Raw genomic sequence first — 17,043 nt, 5'->3', positions numbered from 1 at the left:
ATGAAAAGATGGAGAGGGTTAGTGCGCAAAGAATGGGCATTGTTGAAATGGGGGGTTATTCCACAGCTCTTATTAAATAGTACGATTGTGTTTTTGATAATTAATCACACATTTTATGGGCCATTGGGAAACTTTGACGTCGATATTAAATCCATGATAGTATTTTGCTTTCTACTTCATATGATTTCGGCAGTGTCTTGGTTTTGGGATAGTCTGAACAAGGAAATGAAGCGACTGGACATTTGGCTCCACTCTCCTACATCCATGTGGCAGCTTGTTGGAGCAAAAGTTGTATTCATCACCATCATCATAGGTTGTTCGTTTTTATTGTGTGGAGCAATTGTAGGTGTTTCCTATTATATGGGTGGTGGAACAGTTTCTATTGTAGATGGTCTTGCTCTATTGTTTAGCGTGGGTGCAGTCATTTTGTTGAATGCCATTTATGTAATGGCACTCGTTTTTTTCTTCTGGTCAATTTACCAGGTGTTTCGCTCGCGTATGGATTGGTTTTTCTCAGTCATTATTATGTTTGTCTTGTTCATCATTTGGGCGTATGCATGGGGGATGATTTGGTTTACGGGAGTGTTTCAAACCGTTAAGGAAATGGGTCCAATGAATGGGGTGCTGACGATGATGGAGCCCAATTATATTATCCCAGGCGGAGCCATTTTAACAATCGGCAGTCTTGTCCTTCACGGTGTTATGACGGCAATCTATTTCGCAGTCGGGTCAATGCTGTTTGAAAAGAAAGTGAGGTTGTAAGCGATGGGCATAGATTTTCTTCCAGACAAACCAATTTATCAGCAGCTCATCGACCGGATTATGGGCGATATTATTCGAGGAATGTTGAAACCCGGGGAGAAGTTGCTGTCTGTTCGTGATTATGCGATTGAGGCCGGTGTGAATGCCAATACGATGCAGCGCGTCTATAAGGAGCTGGAGCAGATGGAAATCACTGAAACGAAGAGGGGACAAGGATCTTTCGTAACAGAAGATGTGGAAAAGATTGCTTTGCTCCGGAATGAAATGAGAGAACAACTTGTCACATCATTCATTCAAAACGTGGAGGCGCTTGGCTTTTCGAAAGATGAAATGGTGTTATATCTTCAGGAATGGGGTGAAGAAAAATGATTGAACTGAACAATGTGTCGAAGAAGTACGGGGGACAGCAAGCACTCGAAGGGTTGACGCTAATGCTGCCATTAGGAAAAATCATCGGTTTAGTCGGAGAAAATGGCAGTGGGAAAACGACGTTGCTTAAGTTGGTTGCGGGGTTGTTGACACCTGACTCGGGAAGTGCGACGTTTAGCGGAAGTCGTATTACGCGAAGAGTGGCTGCAAGTGTTGCTTATATGCCGGATGCAGACTTGTTTTATCCATACTTCACGGTGGGTCAGCTTTTCGATTTCTATGAATCACAGTTCGTAGATTTTGATTTAATTAAAGCGAAAGAAATTGCGCAGTTTGTAAATATATCGCTTGATTCGAAAATAAAAAATCTGTCCAAAGGGAACCGGGGCCGGGTCAAAATTGCGGTGACGCTTGGACGTGAAGCAGACTATTATTTGTTGGATGAACCGTTCTCCGGCCTAGATCCGATGGTACGGGATGATATTGCGAAAGGGCTTATTCGTTATACGGATACGGAAAGACAAACGGTGTTCATGTCGACGCATGAATTAAAAGAAGTGGAACCATTGCTCGATGAAATCGTAGTACTAAGAGGGGGTCGTGTAATCGCGCACGAGGCAGTTGACGAAATCCGTGATACATACGGGAAAGACGCCACGAGTTGGATGGTGTCATTGTTTAGGGAGGGAAGTTGAAATGGAAATGGAAATGAAACCAGTAGTAGAACTGAAGAATTTATCGAAAACAATTGGCAAGAAAAAGATCATTGATGATTTGAATTTGGCGTTGTATCCGGGGCAAATTACGGGGTTTCTTGGTCCGAATGGTGCGGGGAAAACAACGACAATCCGGATGATGGTTGGGCTGATGAGTCCGACAAGTGGAGATGTTATCATAGAAGGAAAATCACTTGCTGACGACTTTGAAGAAGGGCTGTCGAAAGTTGGCGTTATCGTAGAAAATCCGGAAATGTATAAGTATATGTCCGGTTATAAAAACTTGGTGCATTTTGGACGTATGCATAAAGGTGTCACGAAAGCACGGATTGACGAGGTTGTGGATCAAGTCGGTATGCAAAAACGGATCCATGAGAAAGTGTCGACGTATTCACTTGGGATGCGGCAGCGACTCGGTTTGGCGCAAGCACTTTTACATCGTCCGAAGTTCCTGATTTTGGATGAACCCACGAACGGATTAGATCCGGCTGGTATTCGAGAGTTCCGAACGTATTTGCGAAAGATTGCGGAAACAGAAGGCGTTTCAGTATTCGTTTCAAGTCATATGCTGTCGGAGATTGAACTGATGTGTGATCGGATTGCAGTCATCCAGAATGGTAAATTGATTGATATCCGTGAAATGTCGGCGGAGCAGGAGTCTCATTATTACATCGAAGCGCTTCCAGCAGATGCAGCGAAAAACTTGTTTGTCGCTGAAGGGTTCACTGTTGAGCCGCATAAAGATGGGTTCATTATCAATGTGGAAAAGACGCGGATTCCGAGTCTTATTCAACAACTATCCGCGCAGGATTTGCAACTATACGCCGTCGAACCGCATCGTAAAACGCTTGAAGATCAATTCTTAGAAATGACAGGAGGTGGCCAAATTGCCGAAGCTCATACAGAATGAATGGATGAAGTTGTGGAGTAAAAAAGGGACGTGGGTGATGGCAATCCTTCTTGTGGCCATTATCATCGGATTTCAAGGGATTGCAAAATTATCGGAAAAATATATGGATGATTCCCGCTGGACAGAAACTTTACAGGGAGATCTTGCGGAAGTAGAGAAAGAGCTCGCCTCACCAGATTTAACGGAAGATAAAAAAGTTGAATTAGAAGAGCGCAAGTCAGAAATGGAATCAAATATTTCGTTTAGTATCGAAAGTAGTCAACCTCAAACTCGTGAGAAAGTGATTACGGAGACATTTGGGATTATGTCGATGGTCACGCTTCTTACAATTATTGTAGCGTCGGGGATTGTCTCAACGGAATTCTCACAAGGGACAATTAAAATGTTACTTTCAAGGCCGGTTAAAAGATGGAAAATACTTACGTCTAAATATATCACCGTGTTATTATTTTGTTTACTCGCGACGACGATTACGTACGTGTCGAGTGCAATAGGTGCATTTATATTCTTCCCGGCAAGCGTGGAAAATTCGTTTATGTTTTATGGAACTGAACTTACAACATCCGCATTTTTGGGAAAATCACTGTATATGATGTTTCTAGCGTTCATTAATGCGGCGGTTATTTCGACGTTAGCGTTTATGCTTGGGACTGTTTTCCGTTCAACTTCGATGGCGAATGGTGTATCCATTTTTCTGTTCTTTACAGGACCAGTCATTGTTGCTTTCTTATCAAAGTATGAAATCGCGAAATATGTTTTATTCGCCAATGCGAATTTGACGCAATATGAAACGGGCCAGACGTTTTTTGATGATATGACGATGCCGTTTTCGATTGCTGTTCTTATTGGGTATGTGATTATTTTCCTCGTGCTAAGCTTGGTATCATTTACGAAACGTGATGTGACAGCATAAAGAAAGGGGCAGTGCCGACAACCGGGAATTTCCGGTATTCGGTACTGCCCCTTTTCATTTTGATTATTTATGATTGCTGAATGTACGTACAAGGCCTGCGCCTACGCCTAAAAGAACGAATGCGAACAATGTAAACATGATGTATAGAAACCACATAAGACTATCACTCCTTTTATCCCGCATTAACGGGCAGTAAGATCCCCACTTCATAGCTTAAGGATATCCGAAAAAGACTAGGTTGGGGATCAACTGCCCGTAAATGCCCGAATGGTTCAACTAACAATCAGTGGGGGATGAAGACCCCCTCTGATTGAAGTTTCACTTTATACAAAATCCTATTTCTAGTGTACCATCTCATAGTGGAGCAGGCAATGGTGTGTGGGTTTGGGCTGTAGTAAGTTGTGGCGGAACTGTTTCGAGATGGGTCAAAGGTCATATTTTACTGATAAAGGTGTGAAAGTGACGGATATATGTGTAAAAGTGACGGATATATTCTATAAAGTGACGGATATATTCTGTAAAGTGATGGATATATACGCGTAAGTGACGGATACTTTTTAGACACGAAAAACTCATTAGCACTAATTTTAAAAAAGTACTCAAATTTCAATATTCAGACCCTTTGTGGTTAGTTCGTGTTTACCATGTTATGATTATCCGAGGAGGTGTTCGAGTATTGATTATCAAAAATAAATCATTGTCCTACAAGCGGATTGGACTGGAGGCGCTAATACGAAGGTTGCCTGAAAGTCATAGTAGGCTCAAAGAAGTCGAGAGAGGACTTCGTATTGTACGTGCCGGTGAAAATGGTGAAAAAATTCTAACAAACGTTTTTCAGAAGTATCGATTCCAAAATGAACACTATATACTTCATGACTTGAATTTAAAATCAACCGGCTTGTTTCAAATAGATACGCTGTTTCTTTCGAGGCATGGTGCTGTTATTCTGGAAATGAAGAATATCGCAGGGCGTATAAGCTTTCCGGAGAAACAAAATCAGCTCGTTCGCACACTTGAAAATGGACAAGTCGATGCATTTGAATGTCCATCTATTCAACTAGAAAGAAATATGATGCTTTTAGAAGATTGGTTTCACACACGTCATTTGTCCATCCCAATTAGTGGCGCAGTGGTATTCCCCAAGCCACAGCAACAATTCGAAAACATTCGAGGACATATGAAAATCTTATTTCCACTTGAAATCCCTGTTTATTTACGTAAGATAGAGGCGACTCCCCCAACCCTCGATGCAACCACACTTCAGTCTGTAGCGAAAAATCTTGCAAACGCTCACCAAGAATATAACCCATTTCCCATATGTAAAACGTATAATATTGATGCCGCACAGCTGATAACTGGTGTGCGGTGTGAAGTTTGTGATTTGCACGGCATGCAACCAATCTTTAAAGGATGGGTATGTGCAGGATGCAAACAAGTGAGTAGAGAAGCTCATTTGCAAGCATTTCTTGAATACTTTATGTTAATAAATTGCACAATGACGAATAGGGAATGTAGAGAATTTCTGCATCTTTCCAATACAAATAAAACAACCCGTTTGATGAAACAAATGAATGCATTACCTCAAGGAAAAAACAAGGGGCGAGTATATGAAATGCGCTTGCAAGAGATTGCACAGCTCTATACTCAACTTCAAAAGTAGTGATTCCAAAGTCATGTTTTGTGAATAAATCTGTGAATGTGACGGATATATGTGTAAAAGTGGTGGATATATTTTACAAGGTGATGGATATGTACGCGTAAGTGATGGATATCCTCGTCGACTTGACGGATATCCCATTGTGCTTTCTACAATTGCGATGAGGCTCTAATGGAAAAGGACTAAATTAAAACAGGACAACCTCAAATGTCTTGAGGTTGTCCTGTCTTAATGCAACATTATAATGACTTTCCTTCTTTTAGCAAGTCACGAATTTCTGTGAGAAGTGCTTCTTGTGGATTGATTTCTGGTGCTGCTTCTTCAACCACTTCTTCTTTTTGTTTAAACTTCGATAGTAAACGAACAACCATGAAAATGACAAACGCGATGATAAGAAAATCAATAATAGATTGGACGAATTCACCAAACGGAATGTTTACACCATTTATTGGAGCGGTTAAGTGGCTCAAATCGATCCCTCCAAAAACGGCGCCGATGACTGGCGTAATTATATTTGCTACAAGCGATGAAACAATTTTCCCAAACGCTGCCCCGATAACAACTGCGACGGCAAGGTCAAATACATTTCCCTGGAACGCAAACTCTTTAAAATCTTTCCACATATATGCTCACTCCTACTTTTTCGTATGCGATAGTATTGCATAACACCCATACCCTCAACTATAATATTATAAACCTTTTCTTATGAAAAAAGAAGTGCGCAAATCCATTTCTTACAAAGATTTTTTCCTGCAAATCAGGAATGCTATCAGATTTCCTAAGAAAACATCAACTATAATAGGCATAACAATTTTCCGTTCAACTAATCCGCTAAACAGACTTTCGAAAAAGAATACCAATCAGCGTCCTAAAAAATATCACCCATTTGCGAATCTAACTCTCCTTTGCATCCTCCGGAAACCAACGATACACAGTCAAATCCACTTTCCCTGCCGTATCAAACCGAACGCTCTCCGCTTCCAGCAAACTTCGTTGATAATTTACTTTCCCTTCAGATTCATCTGGAGCCGAGATGCCGCCTTGTACATTGATGATTCGATGCCAGGGTAACCCATACTTGGCGCTCATTGAGTGAAGAACCCGCACAACTTGTCTTGCGCCCCGAGGACTTCCAGCAACCGCGGCAACTTGCCCGTATGTCATGACTTTCCCTGGTGGAATTCCTTGGATAATTTGAAGCACTCGCTTAGTAAAATCAGTCATATAAAATAACCTCCCAATGCTTATTTCATTATAGCAAATGTACGGATGCAACCAATTCCAATCCAATTTCGTATAGTTATAGTATGGGGCAAGGTATAAAATCGGAATGGGGGTTAATTATCATGAAAAAATTATTTGAACGACGTAGCTTAATGGGTTTTATTTTGAAAATTATTGGACTTATCATCATTTTTGGAGGAACTGTTAGAACCATTATTATCATAAGCGAAGTATCGCCGGAGTTCGAAGGAATAATGCCTGTGCTGAACATCACCATCCTATTCACACCAGTTATTGTTGGGGCGCTGTTTATCGGATTTGGTGAAGTGATAGACTTATTGCAAAAAATTCACGATCAGAACGAACCCGAAATGGAGATGAAAGAGCTGGATTCACCTACTCCTACTTCTTTCGGAACTATTCCATTCGAATCTGAGCAATACTTGACAGAATTCTATGCGAATAAAAACGAAGTAATCGACATGATTTCACCAACGAAGAATTGCGATATTTTCATTGTAAAAGTCGATGGTCGTACAGAATACGTCGAACTAGGAGGATTCACACCACGAATACTCTTGGAAGTCGAAGCGGAAAAATATTGATGACAAAACCAAATATACAGGTCTATTTGCAGGAGTATTTCCCCGGAAATGAATGGAATGGCAAGCTGTATTTTGATTAACCTTAAACGAGCCGCAAGGCGGTGATAACCACCAAATTCATTCAATGAAGCGCTTACGAAGTGAATTTCTTCTCCCACCGCTCTTGATACCATGTATAAACTGAAATTGCGACAATCACCCAAAGAGCACTCGCGGCAACTCCACCCAAAACGTCGCTTGGGTAATGAACACCGACATAAATCCGACTTGTCCCAATCATAATGACCATGAAGGCGGAAAATAGAAAAAGAAGAATATGGCTTAAAGCAGTCTTCACATTGCGCCAAGCGATATAAGCAATAATCGCATATAAACTGAACGCCATCATCGTATGACCGCTCGGAAAACTGAACCCACTTGCCTCCATAATTCGGTGAATTTCAGGGCGTTCCCGTTTGAAATATATTTTTAAAAGGCCATTCAACACGGCTGTCCCACCGATAACAGCTACGAAGAGAAATGCTTGATGTCGATAATGCAACATAAAGTAGAGAACACAAATCGTGATCAAAGCAATCGGTGCAACGACGTAACCGGAACCAACCCAAGTGAACCCTTTCATAATAACGGTTAGCCAAGGCGTTTCCAATCCTTGTACAAACGTGATGATTGTATTGTCAAAGTTTAAAATCGTTTCGTTGCTGATACCAGTTACTATATAACCAAATAGAACACCGAGACCGATACAGAGGATAAAAGCCAACAACAGACGTAGTGAAAGTTCGCGCAGAGGTTACACACCTTTCATTTTCAAACATTGTACAGTACTTCCCTAAAATAAAGTAGAAAACACCTATATAGAAAGATTGAAAATTCATTATCATTTTTCCATAAAGATGCTAAACTAGAAGGAACATATCATTTTCCAAAAAGGACCGATTATGACGCTATTATATCTATTATTAGGATCGTATTTGCTTGGGAACATCCTGACCGCCACTATCATCAGCAATCTTTTTTATAAGAAAGAAATTCATTCAGAAGGCAGCGGCAATCCCGGTGCACGAAATGTGGGACGCGTTTTTGGCAAGAAAGCCTTCGTTGCGACGTTTTTTGGAGACGCTATAAAAGGTGCACTGGCGGTATTAGCTACAAAGTGGCTCGGATTTGGAATGACAATCGAAATCCTTGCTCTTATAGCTGTCCTGTTAGGGCATATCTATCCTGTATTCTTCAAGTTTCGTGGTGGGCAGGGGATATCGGCGTTCATAGGGGGCTTGCTGGCATTCAATCTGCCTACGTTCGCTGTATTTGTCGGGATTTTCCTACTTCTTTATGCATTTATAAGAAGTTTCACAGTTGCCGGGCTGAGTGCGATTGTAGTGGTGCCAGTTATCGTTCTTTCACTTTCGCTTGGGCTTCAGGTATTTATCGCAACATGCTTCTTGTCGAGTCTAGTCCTCCTTGCCCATAAAGATGATTTGAAAGAGAAATTTATGAAAGAAAGGGGAGGGGTTTAATGAGTTTTATCTATAAAATAGCAGAAACACCTTCCGAATTCGAGCAGATTCACGAATTAAATTATCGGACGTTTGCCGAGGAGATTCCACAACATGAACGGAACGAACAGCAAAAAATCGTTGATAAGTTCCATGATGAAAATACATATATCATCTGCTTGAAAGGGGAGCATGTCGTTGGAATGTGTGCATTAAGAGGCGAACGGCCTTTTTCGCTCGACGGGAAAATTGGGGAAGTGGAAAATCATTTGCCAATTCAAATAACAAGCCCTGTTGAAGTCAGACTCCTAGCAATTGATCCTAAGTATCGGAATGGCCGAACGTTTCTCGGATTGATGCAGGCACTTGTGCGTTATTGCCTGAAAGTGGGCTATGATGCTGCGCTTATTTCAGGTACAACGCGGGAACAAAAATTATATGGGCAATTTGGATTTTTACCATTCGCTCACTTGACGGGAACTGAGGAAGCTACGTTCCAACCGATGTATCTAACCAAGGAGACGTTCGAAGCTGGGATTGCGGGAAGATTATCGAAACCCTACGTCAATCTCCTACCAGGACCGACGACGATTTCCAATGAGGTACGGACAGCGATGATGGGAGAACCGTTCTCGCATCGTTCAGTTGAATTTGAAAGTAAAATGGAACGCGTGAAAAACAAATTGACCGCATTGACTGGTTCAAAACATGTTCAACTTCTACAAGGGACTGGAACGCTTGCGAACGATGTTGTTGCTGCGCAGTTAAGTTTAATAGAAGGAAAAGGTCTTATTCTTGTGAATGGAGAGTTCGGATTAAGACTTACGGATCATGCAAAGCGCTTCGGTATGAAATTCGATGTGATTGAAACGGAATGGGGCGGTATCTTTGATGAAAAGAGCATCATTGAAGCCGTTCAGACCGACCACTACACTTGGTTATGGACTGTCCATAGTGAGACATCAACAGGTGTGCTTAACGATATTGATTTGCTGAAAAAGGTATGTTCAGAACACGGAATTTCACTTGCTCTCGATTGTGTGAGTGCAATAGGAACGGTGCCAACCGATCTTGCGGGTGTTAAGTTCGCATCAGGTGTCAGCGGTAAGGGACTCGCCAGTTATACAGGACTTTCATTCGTATTCCACAACGAAATTGTAACGCAAAGTGACCGTTTGCCACGTTATCTTGACTTAGGCGCTTATATGGAGGCGGGTGGAATCCCTTACTCCCAATCGTCTAACTTGGTTTCTGCTCTCGACGTGGCTTTGTTGAAATATGATCATCCAGGCGAAGTGTTCAAAGCTATCGAAGTGCGCGCGCATAAAGTAAGAAGTGTAGTAGAAAGTATGGGCATTAAAATTCTTATACCAGAAGAATCCGCAACGCCTGCTATATTGACGCTTCTAATGCCAGGAGGACTTTCCGCGATGCAACTAGGTGATAACCTATTTTTGAATAATTTCACCGTTCATTATGAAAGTGCTTATTTGCGGGAAAGGAACTGGCTCCAAATTGCCTGCATGAACGACGTGCCGGAAAAGGAACTCAATCGCATGCTTGATGTATTGCGTCGATTAGTTACTGCAAACAGGCAGGTGTTTACGAATAGCTCTCAGGGGTATTGAAGTAAATAAACAAGGGAGATGATGGACGTGAAAGAAATTCGGGTAGTCAATGAATGGCGCGACGTGTTGGAGCAGTCGAGAGAGCAACCGGTATTCGTTTTGAAACATAGTGCGACATGCCCAATTAGTGCGTCGGCCTATCGGGAATTCAAAGCATTCGAAACAGATTTAGAGAAAAACTACTTAATCGTGCAGGATAGTCGTTCCGTTTCCAATGAAATCGAGGACGACCTCGGCATTCAACACCAATCGCCACAATTATTTCTGTTGAAAGATGGAAAAGCGATCTGGCAGGCTACGCATTATGAAATTAACAAAGGTAAAATTAAAAACGCGGTAGAAGATTTCTGTTGAATCAAAGCAGGCATTCCATTTAAATTTTATTAAAAGTCAATAGTTAAAGTCTGTAGACAACAACATTGCTATAGAATGCGCAACATTATAATGAATAAAATAAAAACTGAACTAAAGATTATATTTTAGTTCAGTTTTTATTCTGAATACAGATAATATTTATAAAATTCATGGGGTGATTGGTGTATAATAACAAAATAAAATACTTCTTGTTCATTATTCAACTATATAAGTTGAACGAAAGATCAACGGCCCATTTATACTTGAATAGTCGAAACAAACGCGTCAAACAAGCATATGTAGATTCAACAAAAGGGTAAAACTTAAATTCAACTTATATAACGTAGCAGTTTAGTTGAACAAGGACAAGTTCACAGTGAGAATAAGTAAATAAAAAATAGTGGAAAGTGGGTTCGAAAATGGAGAAAGTTCTTGAAAAACTAAAGGAATTAGAGTCAGGTGAAGTGGGAATTATTATATATTCTCAAGTAAAACAGGATATACTTTTATCATTAAATAAAGGTTTATTAATGCCTCTTGCTTCTGCGGCAAAAGTTGCAATTGCCTTTTGTATAGCAAAATTAGTTGAAGAAAGACACTATAAATGGACTGACATTATTGAAAATATAATTTTAAATCCAGAAGAGGATAGTAACGAATTGTATCCTCACTTTCAAAGTAGAGAAAATTTGGCACTCCAAGATGCGGTAGAAGTGATGATAGCCTGTCACGATAGCTTTGTTGCAGATAGAATTGTTCAATTTTGTGGTGGATGGGAAATGATTAACAATAAAATAAAATCATATTTTAAAAACATAAATATTACTCAAAATCCAAGAGACTTGGATAACAACGGAGAATTGAGTGAGATGCTGGAACTTTTACGATTAATACATCATGGATACAAAACTAATCCTGATTTATGGATTCCAGTTATTAATGGTTTAGTTAGGCAACGAGGTGATATAGAAGGTATACCAAGCCATTTCTTAAATCATATGACTGGTGGATTAGATAATGTAGTAGTTGACATTGGTGTAATGGGGGAGTTTTCCAAAAAACCACTATTATTTGTTTTGGGTGCAAAGGGGCTACCAAATCGATATAAAGAGAAATTAGCAGATGAAATAATTATTGATGCAATGAAATTACTTTATGATGAGTATTGCAATCAGGAAGTTGAGCTAGAAAATAAAAGTCTATCTAATTCATATAGTGCTTATTAAACTAACGGGGTGCTTTAGTCAAGTAGAGCAACGTCTTTTTAGACGTTGCTCCTTTTACATTTAAAAGTACTTCTGATAATACTCTTTCCTTAACCTTCTCCTTAACCTTCTCCTTAATTGAGCGTATATCCTTGTAGTTTCACTTTTCTCATGGCGCATAAGACTTTGTACGACTTCTATCCTAACAGAGGGGGTCATTCCTATCCTCCGTTGTAAAGTTGGAATTTTTTTAAAAATTACCTGTATTTTCACGCCGAGAAGCGTTTATAACAGAACTTGTCACGCGCATCCGTTAGTTGAACAAGCTTTTTTATTTATGTTCTTTAATTAGCATGAAATGCACCCTTTTTCCAAAATATCAACTAATTTCCCTTTAAATTCTTCTGGTTCAACCCAATCTACCTTAAGAAACTCGTCTAAAGGTACAAGAGTCATATCCGAGAATTGATATTCAGCTTTTAGGTCTTCTACAATCTCAAAATATTGCTTGTGATAGTCTTCTTTTTGTTCTTGAGTTAAATCTAAAGGAGTTACTGACACCACTACTTCTCTTTTATCGGTATCAGATAAAGCCTCAACTTCTACTGTTTGTCCATCAGTCAAACCTTCCGTCGTTTCTTTATTTACCTGTTCTTCAGTTTCCTCATTTGCACTACACCCTGCTAAAATGATAGTTCCAAGTAAAACCCCAGTATATAAATATCTTTTCAACATCATCACCCCACTAATTTTATAAAACATCCAATTGTTGTAATATTATAACGATAATGGAGGCAAATAGCTATTCTTTTTCACAAAGATCATATCACTAAATTTTATACGTAAATATAATCTTTAGTTCAGTTTTGATTTTATTCATTATAATGTTGCACATTCTATAGCAATGTTGTTATCTATAGACTTTCACTTTAACTATTGACTTTTAATAAAAATTCACGGAGGTGCTTGTTTTTTTAATTATGATAAAATAAGAATTATAGAAAAATAGGAAAGAAGGGGAGTAAATTGCGTTTACAAGGGAAAACGGCCGTCATTACGGGCGGTGCAAATGGGATCGGAGCTGTCGCCGCCGCGCTTTTTGGTAAACATGGTGCGCAAGTTGCGATTGTGGATTTTAATGAAGAAGCAGGAGAGGTGACAGCGGAACAACTTCGAACTGAAGGGGTGGATGTCGCCTTTTTCAAAGCAGATGTTGCAGATATAAACAACGTCAAAGAGATGGCGGAAAAAGTCATTGTGCGGTTTGGTAAAGTGGACATACTTATCAACAACGCCGGTATTACGAAGGATGCTATGATGTTGAAAATGGACATCATGGATTTCAAACGAGTGATTGACGTGAATTTGACAGGCGTATTTAATTGTACACAAGCTTTCCTGCCAGCAATGCTTGCGCAAGGAAAAGGGAAAATTATTAACACATCATCGATTGCTGGAACGGGTGGTAACGTCGGTCAAACGAATTATGCAGCTTCAAAAGCGGGCGTTATTGGGATGACGAGGACATGGGCGAAAGAATTCGGTCGCAGAGGCATTAATGTGAACGCAGTCGCACCGGGTTTCATCGAAACGGAGATGATTGGCACAATTCCGGAGAAAGTCCTAGGTCAACTTCAGCTGATGACACCATATCCAAGATTCGGAAAACCCGAAGACATTGCAAACGCCTATTTATTTCTCGCTTCTGACGAATCCGATTTCGTGAATGGAACTGTTTTAGAAGTAGATGGCGGCATGTTGAAGTGATAAATTGTTGAAAATAAGGTTATCCACAAATCGTTTAGATGGGATGAAAAACGGACTGTACACATGTGGATAGCGACGGATTGTATTCATCCCACTGTGGACAAGAAAGACTGAACCCGTGAATTTGGGGACAGTCCTTCTTGTTTGAGTAGGATTGGCATGACAGTTTTGGTGGGGGCCCGAATAGAAAAAAGAATCTGGAAAATCAATCCGGATCCTTTTGTGGATGACGCCATTTTTTTAAGTCACTCAACGTTTTTGAAAACTCTTTAGTGTGATGAAAACGTTTAAATCGTTTAGACGCAACTTTGAAAACAAAGTCATCACTTCTACGTTCAACTGCCAAGACATATACAACTCTCAAGACTTCGACAATCTCATCAGTGATTCTGAAGATAATCCTAATACCAGAACTTTGCAACTTGATTTCTTTGCATCCGTGAAGTTTTACATTTCTTTTGTTCTCTAATACTTTTCCAACTTCATGGGCCCTATATTCAAGTTCGTCTATTGATTTATTGACCATTTGAATAACAGAACCATCTAGTTTCTCGTATTCCTTTAGCGCGTCGGGATCGAGTCGGACATCAAATTTAGGAGGAGTCATTCAGTACGTCGGACAGATTTCCACGGAATAGCGACAGAAGGATTTTCCTCCAAACGCTCAATTCTCTCCTGGAGAACCCGCTCCTCCTCGTTATCTTCTAACTCTTGTAGGCGCGCATACATCTCTTCGAAATATCTGTATTCCATCACGACTGTATCGACTTCGCCATTATCCGTAATGAACTGGGGAAGTATTTTCGCTTTTTTTCTTACCGCGCCAAATGTTTTGGCAGCAGTGGAAGCAGAAACAAGCTGATCTGTGTTAAATGTCGGTTTCTTCATTATAATACCCACCTTCATTGGACCTCCCTTTACTATATGCTTTATTCTAACTCATTATACGGGTTATATTACGTATTGTAATACGTAATTGGTGATTTGTACATGGAAGTTTTCACACGATTTGTGAAAAATTTCACAATAAATGACAGATGTCATGTTGAAAGTCATGACATTTATGTCTTTTGTGATGCGTGAAAACACTTTATCATAGAAGTTAAGTTAAGGTTTGAACGAATAAATCACCTATTTGAGGGAGGATCACAATGAGTAAAGAAAAAACAAAGCAGTTGCACAAGAATGTTGCACCCTATGCAAAGTCGGATAAAAAGAAAAGTATTATGCAAATGATCAATACAATCCCACCATTTTTCATATTATGGTTTTTAGCGTATAAAAGTTTGCCCGTGTCAATCTGGTTGACGCTCGCAATCGCTGTTGTGGCTTCTGGGTTTGTCATCCGAACGTTTATCATATTTCACGATTGTACGCACGGTTCCTATTTTAAAAATAAAAAAGCGAATGACATCGTGGGTACAATTACCGGCGTACTCACATTGTTTGCCTATGAAAAATGGAAGCGCGAGCATTCGATTCACCATGCAACAAGTTCTAATCTCGACAAGCGCGGCGTAGGTGATATTTGGGTAATGACGATTGATGAGTATCTTGCAGCGTCGAAATGGGAACGATTCTCTTATCGCGTGTACCGTAATCCACTGGTCATGTTTGGATTTGGCCCACTTTATCTTGTACTTATTTCAAGCCGATTCAACCGTAAAGATGCGCGGAAGAAAGAACGGTACAATACGTATTTAACGAATGTAGCGCTTATTGCGCTTTACACAGGAATTATCTTGCTGACAGGCTGGCAGGCGTTCCTTATCGTGCAAGGTTCAATCATGTTCATCGCAGGTGCGCTTGGCATTTGGTTGTTCTATATTCAGCATACATTTGAGGATTCTTATTTCGAAGAGGAATCTGAATGGGATTATGTCAAAGCAGCTATTGATGGCAGTTCATATTATAAATTACCACGTGTATTGCAGTGGGCGACAGGTAATATCGGCTTCCACCATGTGCATCACCTAGCACCACGTGTACCAAATTACAACTTGGAAGTAGCGCATGATTCTACTCCACCTTTGCAACAAGCGACAACAATCAACATCAAAACAAGTTTGGAATCGTTCAGCTACCGTCTGTATGATCCAGAACGAAAAAAGTTCGTGGCATTCAAGGAAATCAAAAACATTTTAGCGAGTGGAAGGTCGAAAATCGATTTGAAACCGAAACGAACGGGTTTTGAAAATAAGTAATAGTGAAAACAACCGTCTCATTCACTGAGATGGTTGTTTTATTATCTGAGGAATTTGTTACAATGAAGTTATAACAGATGGGGCGGTGAATGAAAAAAATGCAAAGCTGGTATAGCATATTTCCAAAAAGTCCATGGCTTAGTATCTATGCGTGGGTTATATTTTGTCTTCTACCGTTCTTTTTCATATTCAGGTCATCGTCGTCGATTCAGATTAGTGTAGGGATTTTCATATTGTTTTTATTTTTCCTTTCATATATGTTTTCTTTCAAATCGAAAAGTGGACTTGTTTATATGTGGCTTAGTTTCGAGATGGTCATTAATGTCGTCATGACTTTATTGTTCGGCTACGTTTACTTGTCCTTATTCACTGCGTTTTTTATCGGTAATATCCGTAACTCAGTTGGTTTTTTCATCATGTACGGTCTGCATATAGCGTTTACAATTGGTGCGATTGTGGCGGGTTTTTTCATCGAAATTGACCTATTCCTTGCGCAAGTCCACTTCATACTCATCACGGTGATTGGTGTGGTGCTCCTCCCATTCAATCTGTATAACCGGAACAAGCGAGAGAAATTAGAAGGTCAGTTAGAAAATGCGAAAGAGCGGATTTCGGAACTGATTATCTTTGAGGAACGGCAGCGAATTGCACGTGATTTGCACGATACACTGGGTCAGAAGTTATCTTTGATTGGCTTGAAAAGTGATTTGGCGGGGAAACTTGTGTCACGTGATCCGGCAGCTGCGGTGAAGGAATTGCATGATATTCGGCAAACGGCGAGCACGGCATTGAAGGAAGTGCGGGAACTTGTTTCGAATATGCGAGCGACGAAGTTGGAAGATGAAATGCTACGTATCCAGCAAATTTTGAAGGCGGCTGAAATGAATTTTACGATTGAAGGAGATCCGGCGTTTACAAATATCCCGACAATCGTGGAAAACGTCTTAAGTATGTGCCTGAAAGAAGCAGTGACGAATGTCGTGAAACATAGTTATGGGACGTCTTGCCGTATTTCATTTGAACAATTGCCAAACGAATTTGTTATTACTATAGAGGATGACGGCATCGGTATCACAAGAGGTGGAGAATCGTCGCCAGGGAACGGTTTGAGGGGAATGCGTGAGCGGCTTGAGTTCGTGAACGGTAGTCTTCGGGTCGAAGGTGGCAAGGGTACGAAATTAGCTATCCGTGTCCCGGCTGTCATAACACATATTATGGAGAGTGATTGAA

Annotated in this window: 20 protein-coding genes; 14 read left to right on the top strand and 6 right to left on the bottom strand. The window is 40.3% G+C overall.

Translation table 11 applies throughout. The features are described from left to right. The 6 genes from H4683_RS01630 (at position 1) to H4683_RS01605 (ending at position 5,330) form a co-directional block, all read left to right on the top strand. Entirely contained in the window at positions 1-762 is a 762-nt protein-coding gene (locus tag H4683_RS01630) for a hypothetical protein (protein ID WP_192597068.1), read from the top strand. A 3-nt stretch (positions 763-765) separates the two neighbouring features. Beyond that, positions 766-1,131 carry a GntR family transcriptional regulator gene (locus H4683_RS01625; protein ID WP_192597067.1) on the top strand — a complete coding sequence of 122 codons (366 nt, stop codon included), beginning with the start codon at positions 766-768 and terminating at the stop codon, positions 1,129-1,131. Beyond that, positions 1,128-1,826 carry an ABC transporter ATP-binding protein gene (locus tag H4683_RS01620; RefSeq protein ID WP_192597066.1) on the top strand — a complete coding sequence of 233 codons (699 nt, stop codon included), beginning with the start codon at positions 1,128-1,130 and terminating at the stop codon, positions 1,824-1,826. The genes H4683_RS01625 and H4683_RS01620 overlap by 4 nt, the downstream gene beginning before the upstream one ends. A 7-nt stretch (positions 1,827-1,833) precedes the next feature. Further along, entirely contained in the window at positions 1,834-2,757 is a 924-nt protein-coding gene (locus tag H4683_RS01615; RefSeq protein ID WP_192597173.1) for an ABC transporter ATP-binding protein, read from the top strand. Continuing rightward, positions 2,735-3,670 carry an ABC transporter permease gene (locus H4683_RS01610; RefSeq protein ID WP_192597065.1) on the top strand — a complete coding sequence of 312 codons (936 nt, stop codon included), beginning with the start codon at positions 2,735-2,737 and terminating at the stop codon, positions 3,668-3,670. Before H4683_RS01615 ends, H4683_RS01610 begins: the two co-directional genes overlap by 23 nt. Positions 3,671-4,346: 676 nt before the next feature. Further along, on the top strand, positions 4,347-5,330 hold the full coding sequence (locus H4683_RS01605) for a nuclease-related domain-containing protein (RefSeq protein WP_192597064.1): 984 nt from the start codon (positions 4,347-4,349) through the stop codon (positions 5,328-5,330). Between the two features lie 236 nt (positions 5,331-5,566). Here H4683_RS01605 and mscL read toward each other — a convergent pair whose 3' ends face one another. Both mscL and H4683_RS01595 read right to left on the bottom strand, forming a co-directional pair. Further along, positions 5,567-5,950: a large conductance mechanosensitive channel protein MscL gene (mscL, locus tag H4683_RS01600; RefSeq protein ID WP_192597063.1), complete on the bottom strand. Its 384-nt coding sequence runs from the start codon at positions 5,948-5,950 to the stop codon at positions 5,567-5,569. A 271-nt stretch (positions 5,951-6,221) separates the two neighbouring features. Continuing rightward, positions 6,222-6,551 carry an MGMT family protein gene (locus H4683_RS01595; RefSeq protein ID WP_192597062.1) on the bottom strand — a complete coding sequence of 110 codons (330 nt, stop codon included), beginning with the start codon at positions 6,549-6,551 and terminating at the stop codon, positions 6,222-6,224. 122 nt (positions 6,552-6,673) lie between these two features. Here H4683_RS01595 and H4683_RS01590 point away from each other — a divergent pair, with 122 nt between their 5' ends. Next, the gene (locus tag H4683_RS01590; protein ID WP_192597061.1) at positions 6,674-7,156 is read left to right on the top strand and encodes a hypothetical protein; all 483 of its coding nucleotides are present in this window, start codon (positions 6,674-6,676) and stop codon (positions 7,154-7,156) included. A 133-nt stretch (positions 7,157-7,289) separates the two neighbouring features. On the opposite strand, the gene H4683_RS01585 is transcribed toward H4683_RS01590, so the two are convergent. Further along, positions 7,290-7,919, bottom strand: coding sequence for a phosphatase PAP2 family protein (locus tag H4683_RS01585; RefSeq protein ID WP_192597060.1), 630 nt, complete (start codon positions 7,917-7,919; stop codon positions 7,290-7,292). 178 nt (positions 7,920-8,097) lie between these two features. On the opposite strand from H4683_RS01585, the gene H4683_RS01580 reads away from it, so the two are divergent. The 4 genes from H4683_RS01580 (at position 8,098) to H4683_RS01565 (ending at position 11,863) form a co-directional block, all read left to right on the top strand. Beyond that, entirely contained in the window at positions 8,098-8,676 is a 579-nt protein-coding gene (locus H4683_RS01580) for a glycerol-3-phosphate acyltransferase (protein WP_192597059.1), read from the top strand. Beyond that, positions 8,676-10,283 carry an aminotransferase class V-fold PLP-dependent enzyme gene (locus H4683_RS01575; protein ID WP_192597058.1) on the top strand — a complete coding sequence of 536 codons (1,608 nt, stop codon included), beginning with the start codon at positions 8,676-8,678 and terminating at the stop codon, positions 10,281-10,283. Before H4683_RS01580 ends, H4683_RS01575 begins: the two co-directional genes overlap by 1 nt. Positions 10,284-10,304: 21 nt before the next feature. Continuing rightward, positions 10,305-10,637, top strand: a complete 333-nt coding sequence (gene ytxJ, locus H4683_RS01570; protein WP_225941808.1) for a bacillithiol system redox-active protein YtxJ — start codon at positions 10,305-10,307, stop codon at positions 10,635-10,637. A gap of 419 nt (positions 10,638-11,056) precedes the next feature. After that, positions 11,057-11,863 (top strand): serine hydrolase, encoded by an 807-nt coding sequence (locus H4683_RS01565; RefSeq protein ID WP_192597056.1) that lies wholly within the window; start codon positions 11,057-11,059, stop codon positions 11,861-11,863. Positions 11,864-12,190: 327 nt separating this feature from the next. Here H4683_RS01565 and H4683_RS01560 read toward each other — a convergent pair whose 3' ends face one another. After that, positions 12,191-12,574, bottom strand: a complete 384-nt coding sequence (locus H4683_RS01560; RefSeq protein ID WP_192597055.1) for a putative periplasmic lipoprotein — start codon at positions 12,572-12,574, stop codon at positions 12,191-12,193. 294 nt (positions 12,575-12,868) lie between these two features. On the opposite strand from H4683_RS01560, the gene fabG reads away from it, so the two are divergent. After that, the gene (gene fabG, locus H4683_RS01555) at positions 12,869-13,609 is read left to right on the top strand and encodes a 3-oxoacyl-ACP reductase FabG (protein ID WP_192597054.1); all 741 of its coding nucleotides are present in this window, start codon (positions 12,869-12,871) and stop codon (positions 13,607-13,609) included. A gap of 205 nt (positions 13,610-13,814) precedes the next feature. Here fabG and H4683_RS01550 read toward each other — a convergent pair whose 3' ends face one another. Next, the gene (locus H4683_RS01550) at positions 13,815-14,216 is read right to left on the bottom strand and encodes a type II toxin-antitoxin system RelE family toxin (RefSeq protein WP_192597053.1); all 402 of its coding nucleotides are present in this window, start codon (positions 14,214-14,216) and stop codon (positions 13,815-13,817) included. Next, complete coding sequence (locus H4683_RS01545) at positions 14,213-14,497, bottom strand: type II toxin-antitoxin system Phd/YefM family antitoxin (RefSeq protein WP_192597052.1); 285 nt, start codon at positions 14,495-14,497, stop codon at positions 14,213-14,215. Before H4683_RS01545 ends, H4683_RS01550 begins: the two co-directional genes overlap by 4 nt. 263 nt (positions 14,498-14,760) lie before the next feature. Here H4683_RS01545 and desA point away from each other — a divergent pair, with 263 nt between their 5' ends. Continuing rightward, the gene (gene desA / locus H4683_RS01540) at positions 14,761-15,813 is read left to right on the top strand and encodes a Delta(5) desaturase DesA (protein ID WP_192597051.1); all 1,053 of its coding nucleotides are present in this window, start codon (positions 14,761-14,763) and stop codon (positions 15,811-15,813) included. Between the two features lie 98 nt (positions 15,814-15,911). Further along, positions 15,912-17,042 (top strand): sensor histidine kinase, encoded by a 1,131-nt coding sequence (locus H4683_RS01535; protein WP_192597172.1) that lies wholly within the window; start codon positions 15,912-15,914, stop codon positions 17,040-17,042. Position 17,043: the final 1 nt, after the last annotated feature.

Source organism: Sporosarcina limicola (assembly GCF_014873855.1).
In the GTDB taxonomy this organism is placed as follows: Bacteria; Bacillota; Bacilli; order Bacillales_A; family Planococcaceae; genus Sporosarcina; species Sporosarcina limicola.
The sequence above is the reverse complement of the archived record's forward strand: the minus strand, read 5'-3'. Positions and strand labels throughout refer to the sequence as shown.

What these genes read in the sequence shown, in the direction of transcription:
- H4683_RS01630 (WP_192597068.1), top strand. Translation starts at nt 1, where the DNA reads ATGAAAAGATGGAGAGGGTTAGTGCGCAAAGAATGGGCATTGTTGAAA.
- H4683_RS01625 (WP_192597067.1), top strand. Translation starts at nt 766, where the DNA reads ATGGGCATAGATTTTCTTCCAGACAAACCAATTTATCAGCAGCTCATC.
- H4683_RS01620 (WP_192597066.1), top strand. Translation starts at nt 1,128, where the DNA reads ATGATTGAACTGAACAATGTGTCGAAGAAGTACGGGGGACAGCAAGCA.
- H4683_RS01615 (WP_192597173.1), top strand. Translation starts at nt 1,834, where the DNA reads ATGGAAATGAAACCAGTAGTAGAACTGAAGAATTTATCGAAAACAATT.
- mscL (WP_192597063.1), bottom strand. Translation starts at nt 5,950, where the DNA reads ATGTGGAAAGATTTTAAAGAGTTTGCGTTCCAGGGAAATGTATTTGAC.
- H4683_RS01595 (WP_192597062.1), bottom strand. Translation starts at nt 6,551, where the DNA reads ATGACTGATTTTACTAAGCGAGTGCTTCAAATTATCCAAGGAATTCCA.
- H4683_RS01590 (WP_192597061.1), top strand. Translation starts at nt 6,674, where the DNA reads ATGAAAAAATTATTTGAACGACGTAGCTTAATGGGTTTTATTTTGAAA.
- H4683_RS01580 (WP_192597059.1), top strand. Translation starts at nt 8,098, where the DNA reads ATGACGCTATTATATCTATTATTAGGATCGTATTTGCTTGGGAACATC.
- H4683_RS01575 (WP_192597058.1), top strand. Translation starts at nt 8,676, where the DNA reads ATGAGTTTTATCTATAAAATAGCAGAAACACCTTCCGAATTCGAGCAG.
- ytxJ (WP_225941808.1), top strand. Translation starts at nt 10,305, where the DNA reads ATGGACGTGAAAGAAATTCGGGTAGTCAATGAATGGCGCGACGTGTTG.
- H4683_RS01565 (WP_192597056.1), top strand. Translation starts at nt 11,057, where the DNA reads ATGGAGAAAGTTCTTGAAAAACTAAAGGAATTAGAGTCAGGTGAAGTG.
- H4683_RS01550 (WP_192597053.1), bottom strand. Translation starts at nt 14,216, where the DNA reads ATGACTCCTCCTAAATTTGATGTCCGACTCGATCCCGACGCGCTAAAG.
- H4683_RS01545 (WP_192597052.1), bottom strand. Translation starts at nt 14,497, where the DNA reads ATGAAGAAACCGACATTTAACACAGATCAGCTTGTTTCTGCTTCCACT.
- desA (WP_192597051.1), top strand. Translation starts at nt 14,761, where the DNA reads ATGAGTAAAGAAAAAACAAAGCAGTTGCACAAGAATGTTGCACCCTAT.
- H4683_RS01535 (WP_192597172.1), top strand. Translation starts at nt 15,912, where the DNA reads ATGCAAAGCTGGTATAGCATATTTCCAAAAAGTCCATGGCTTAGTATC.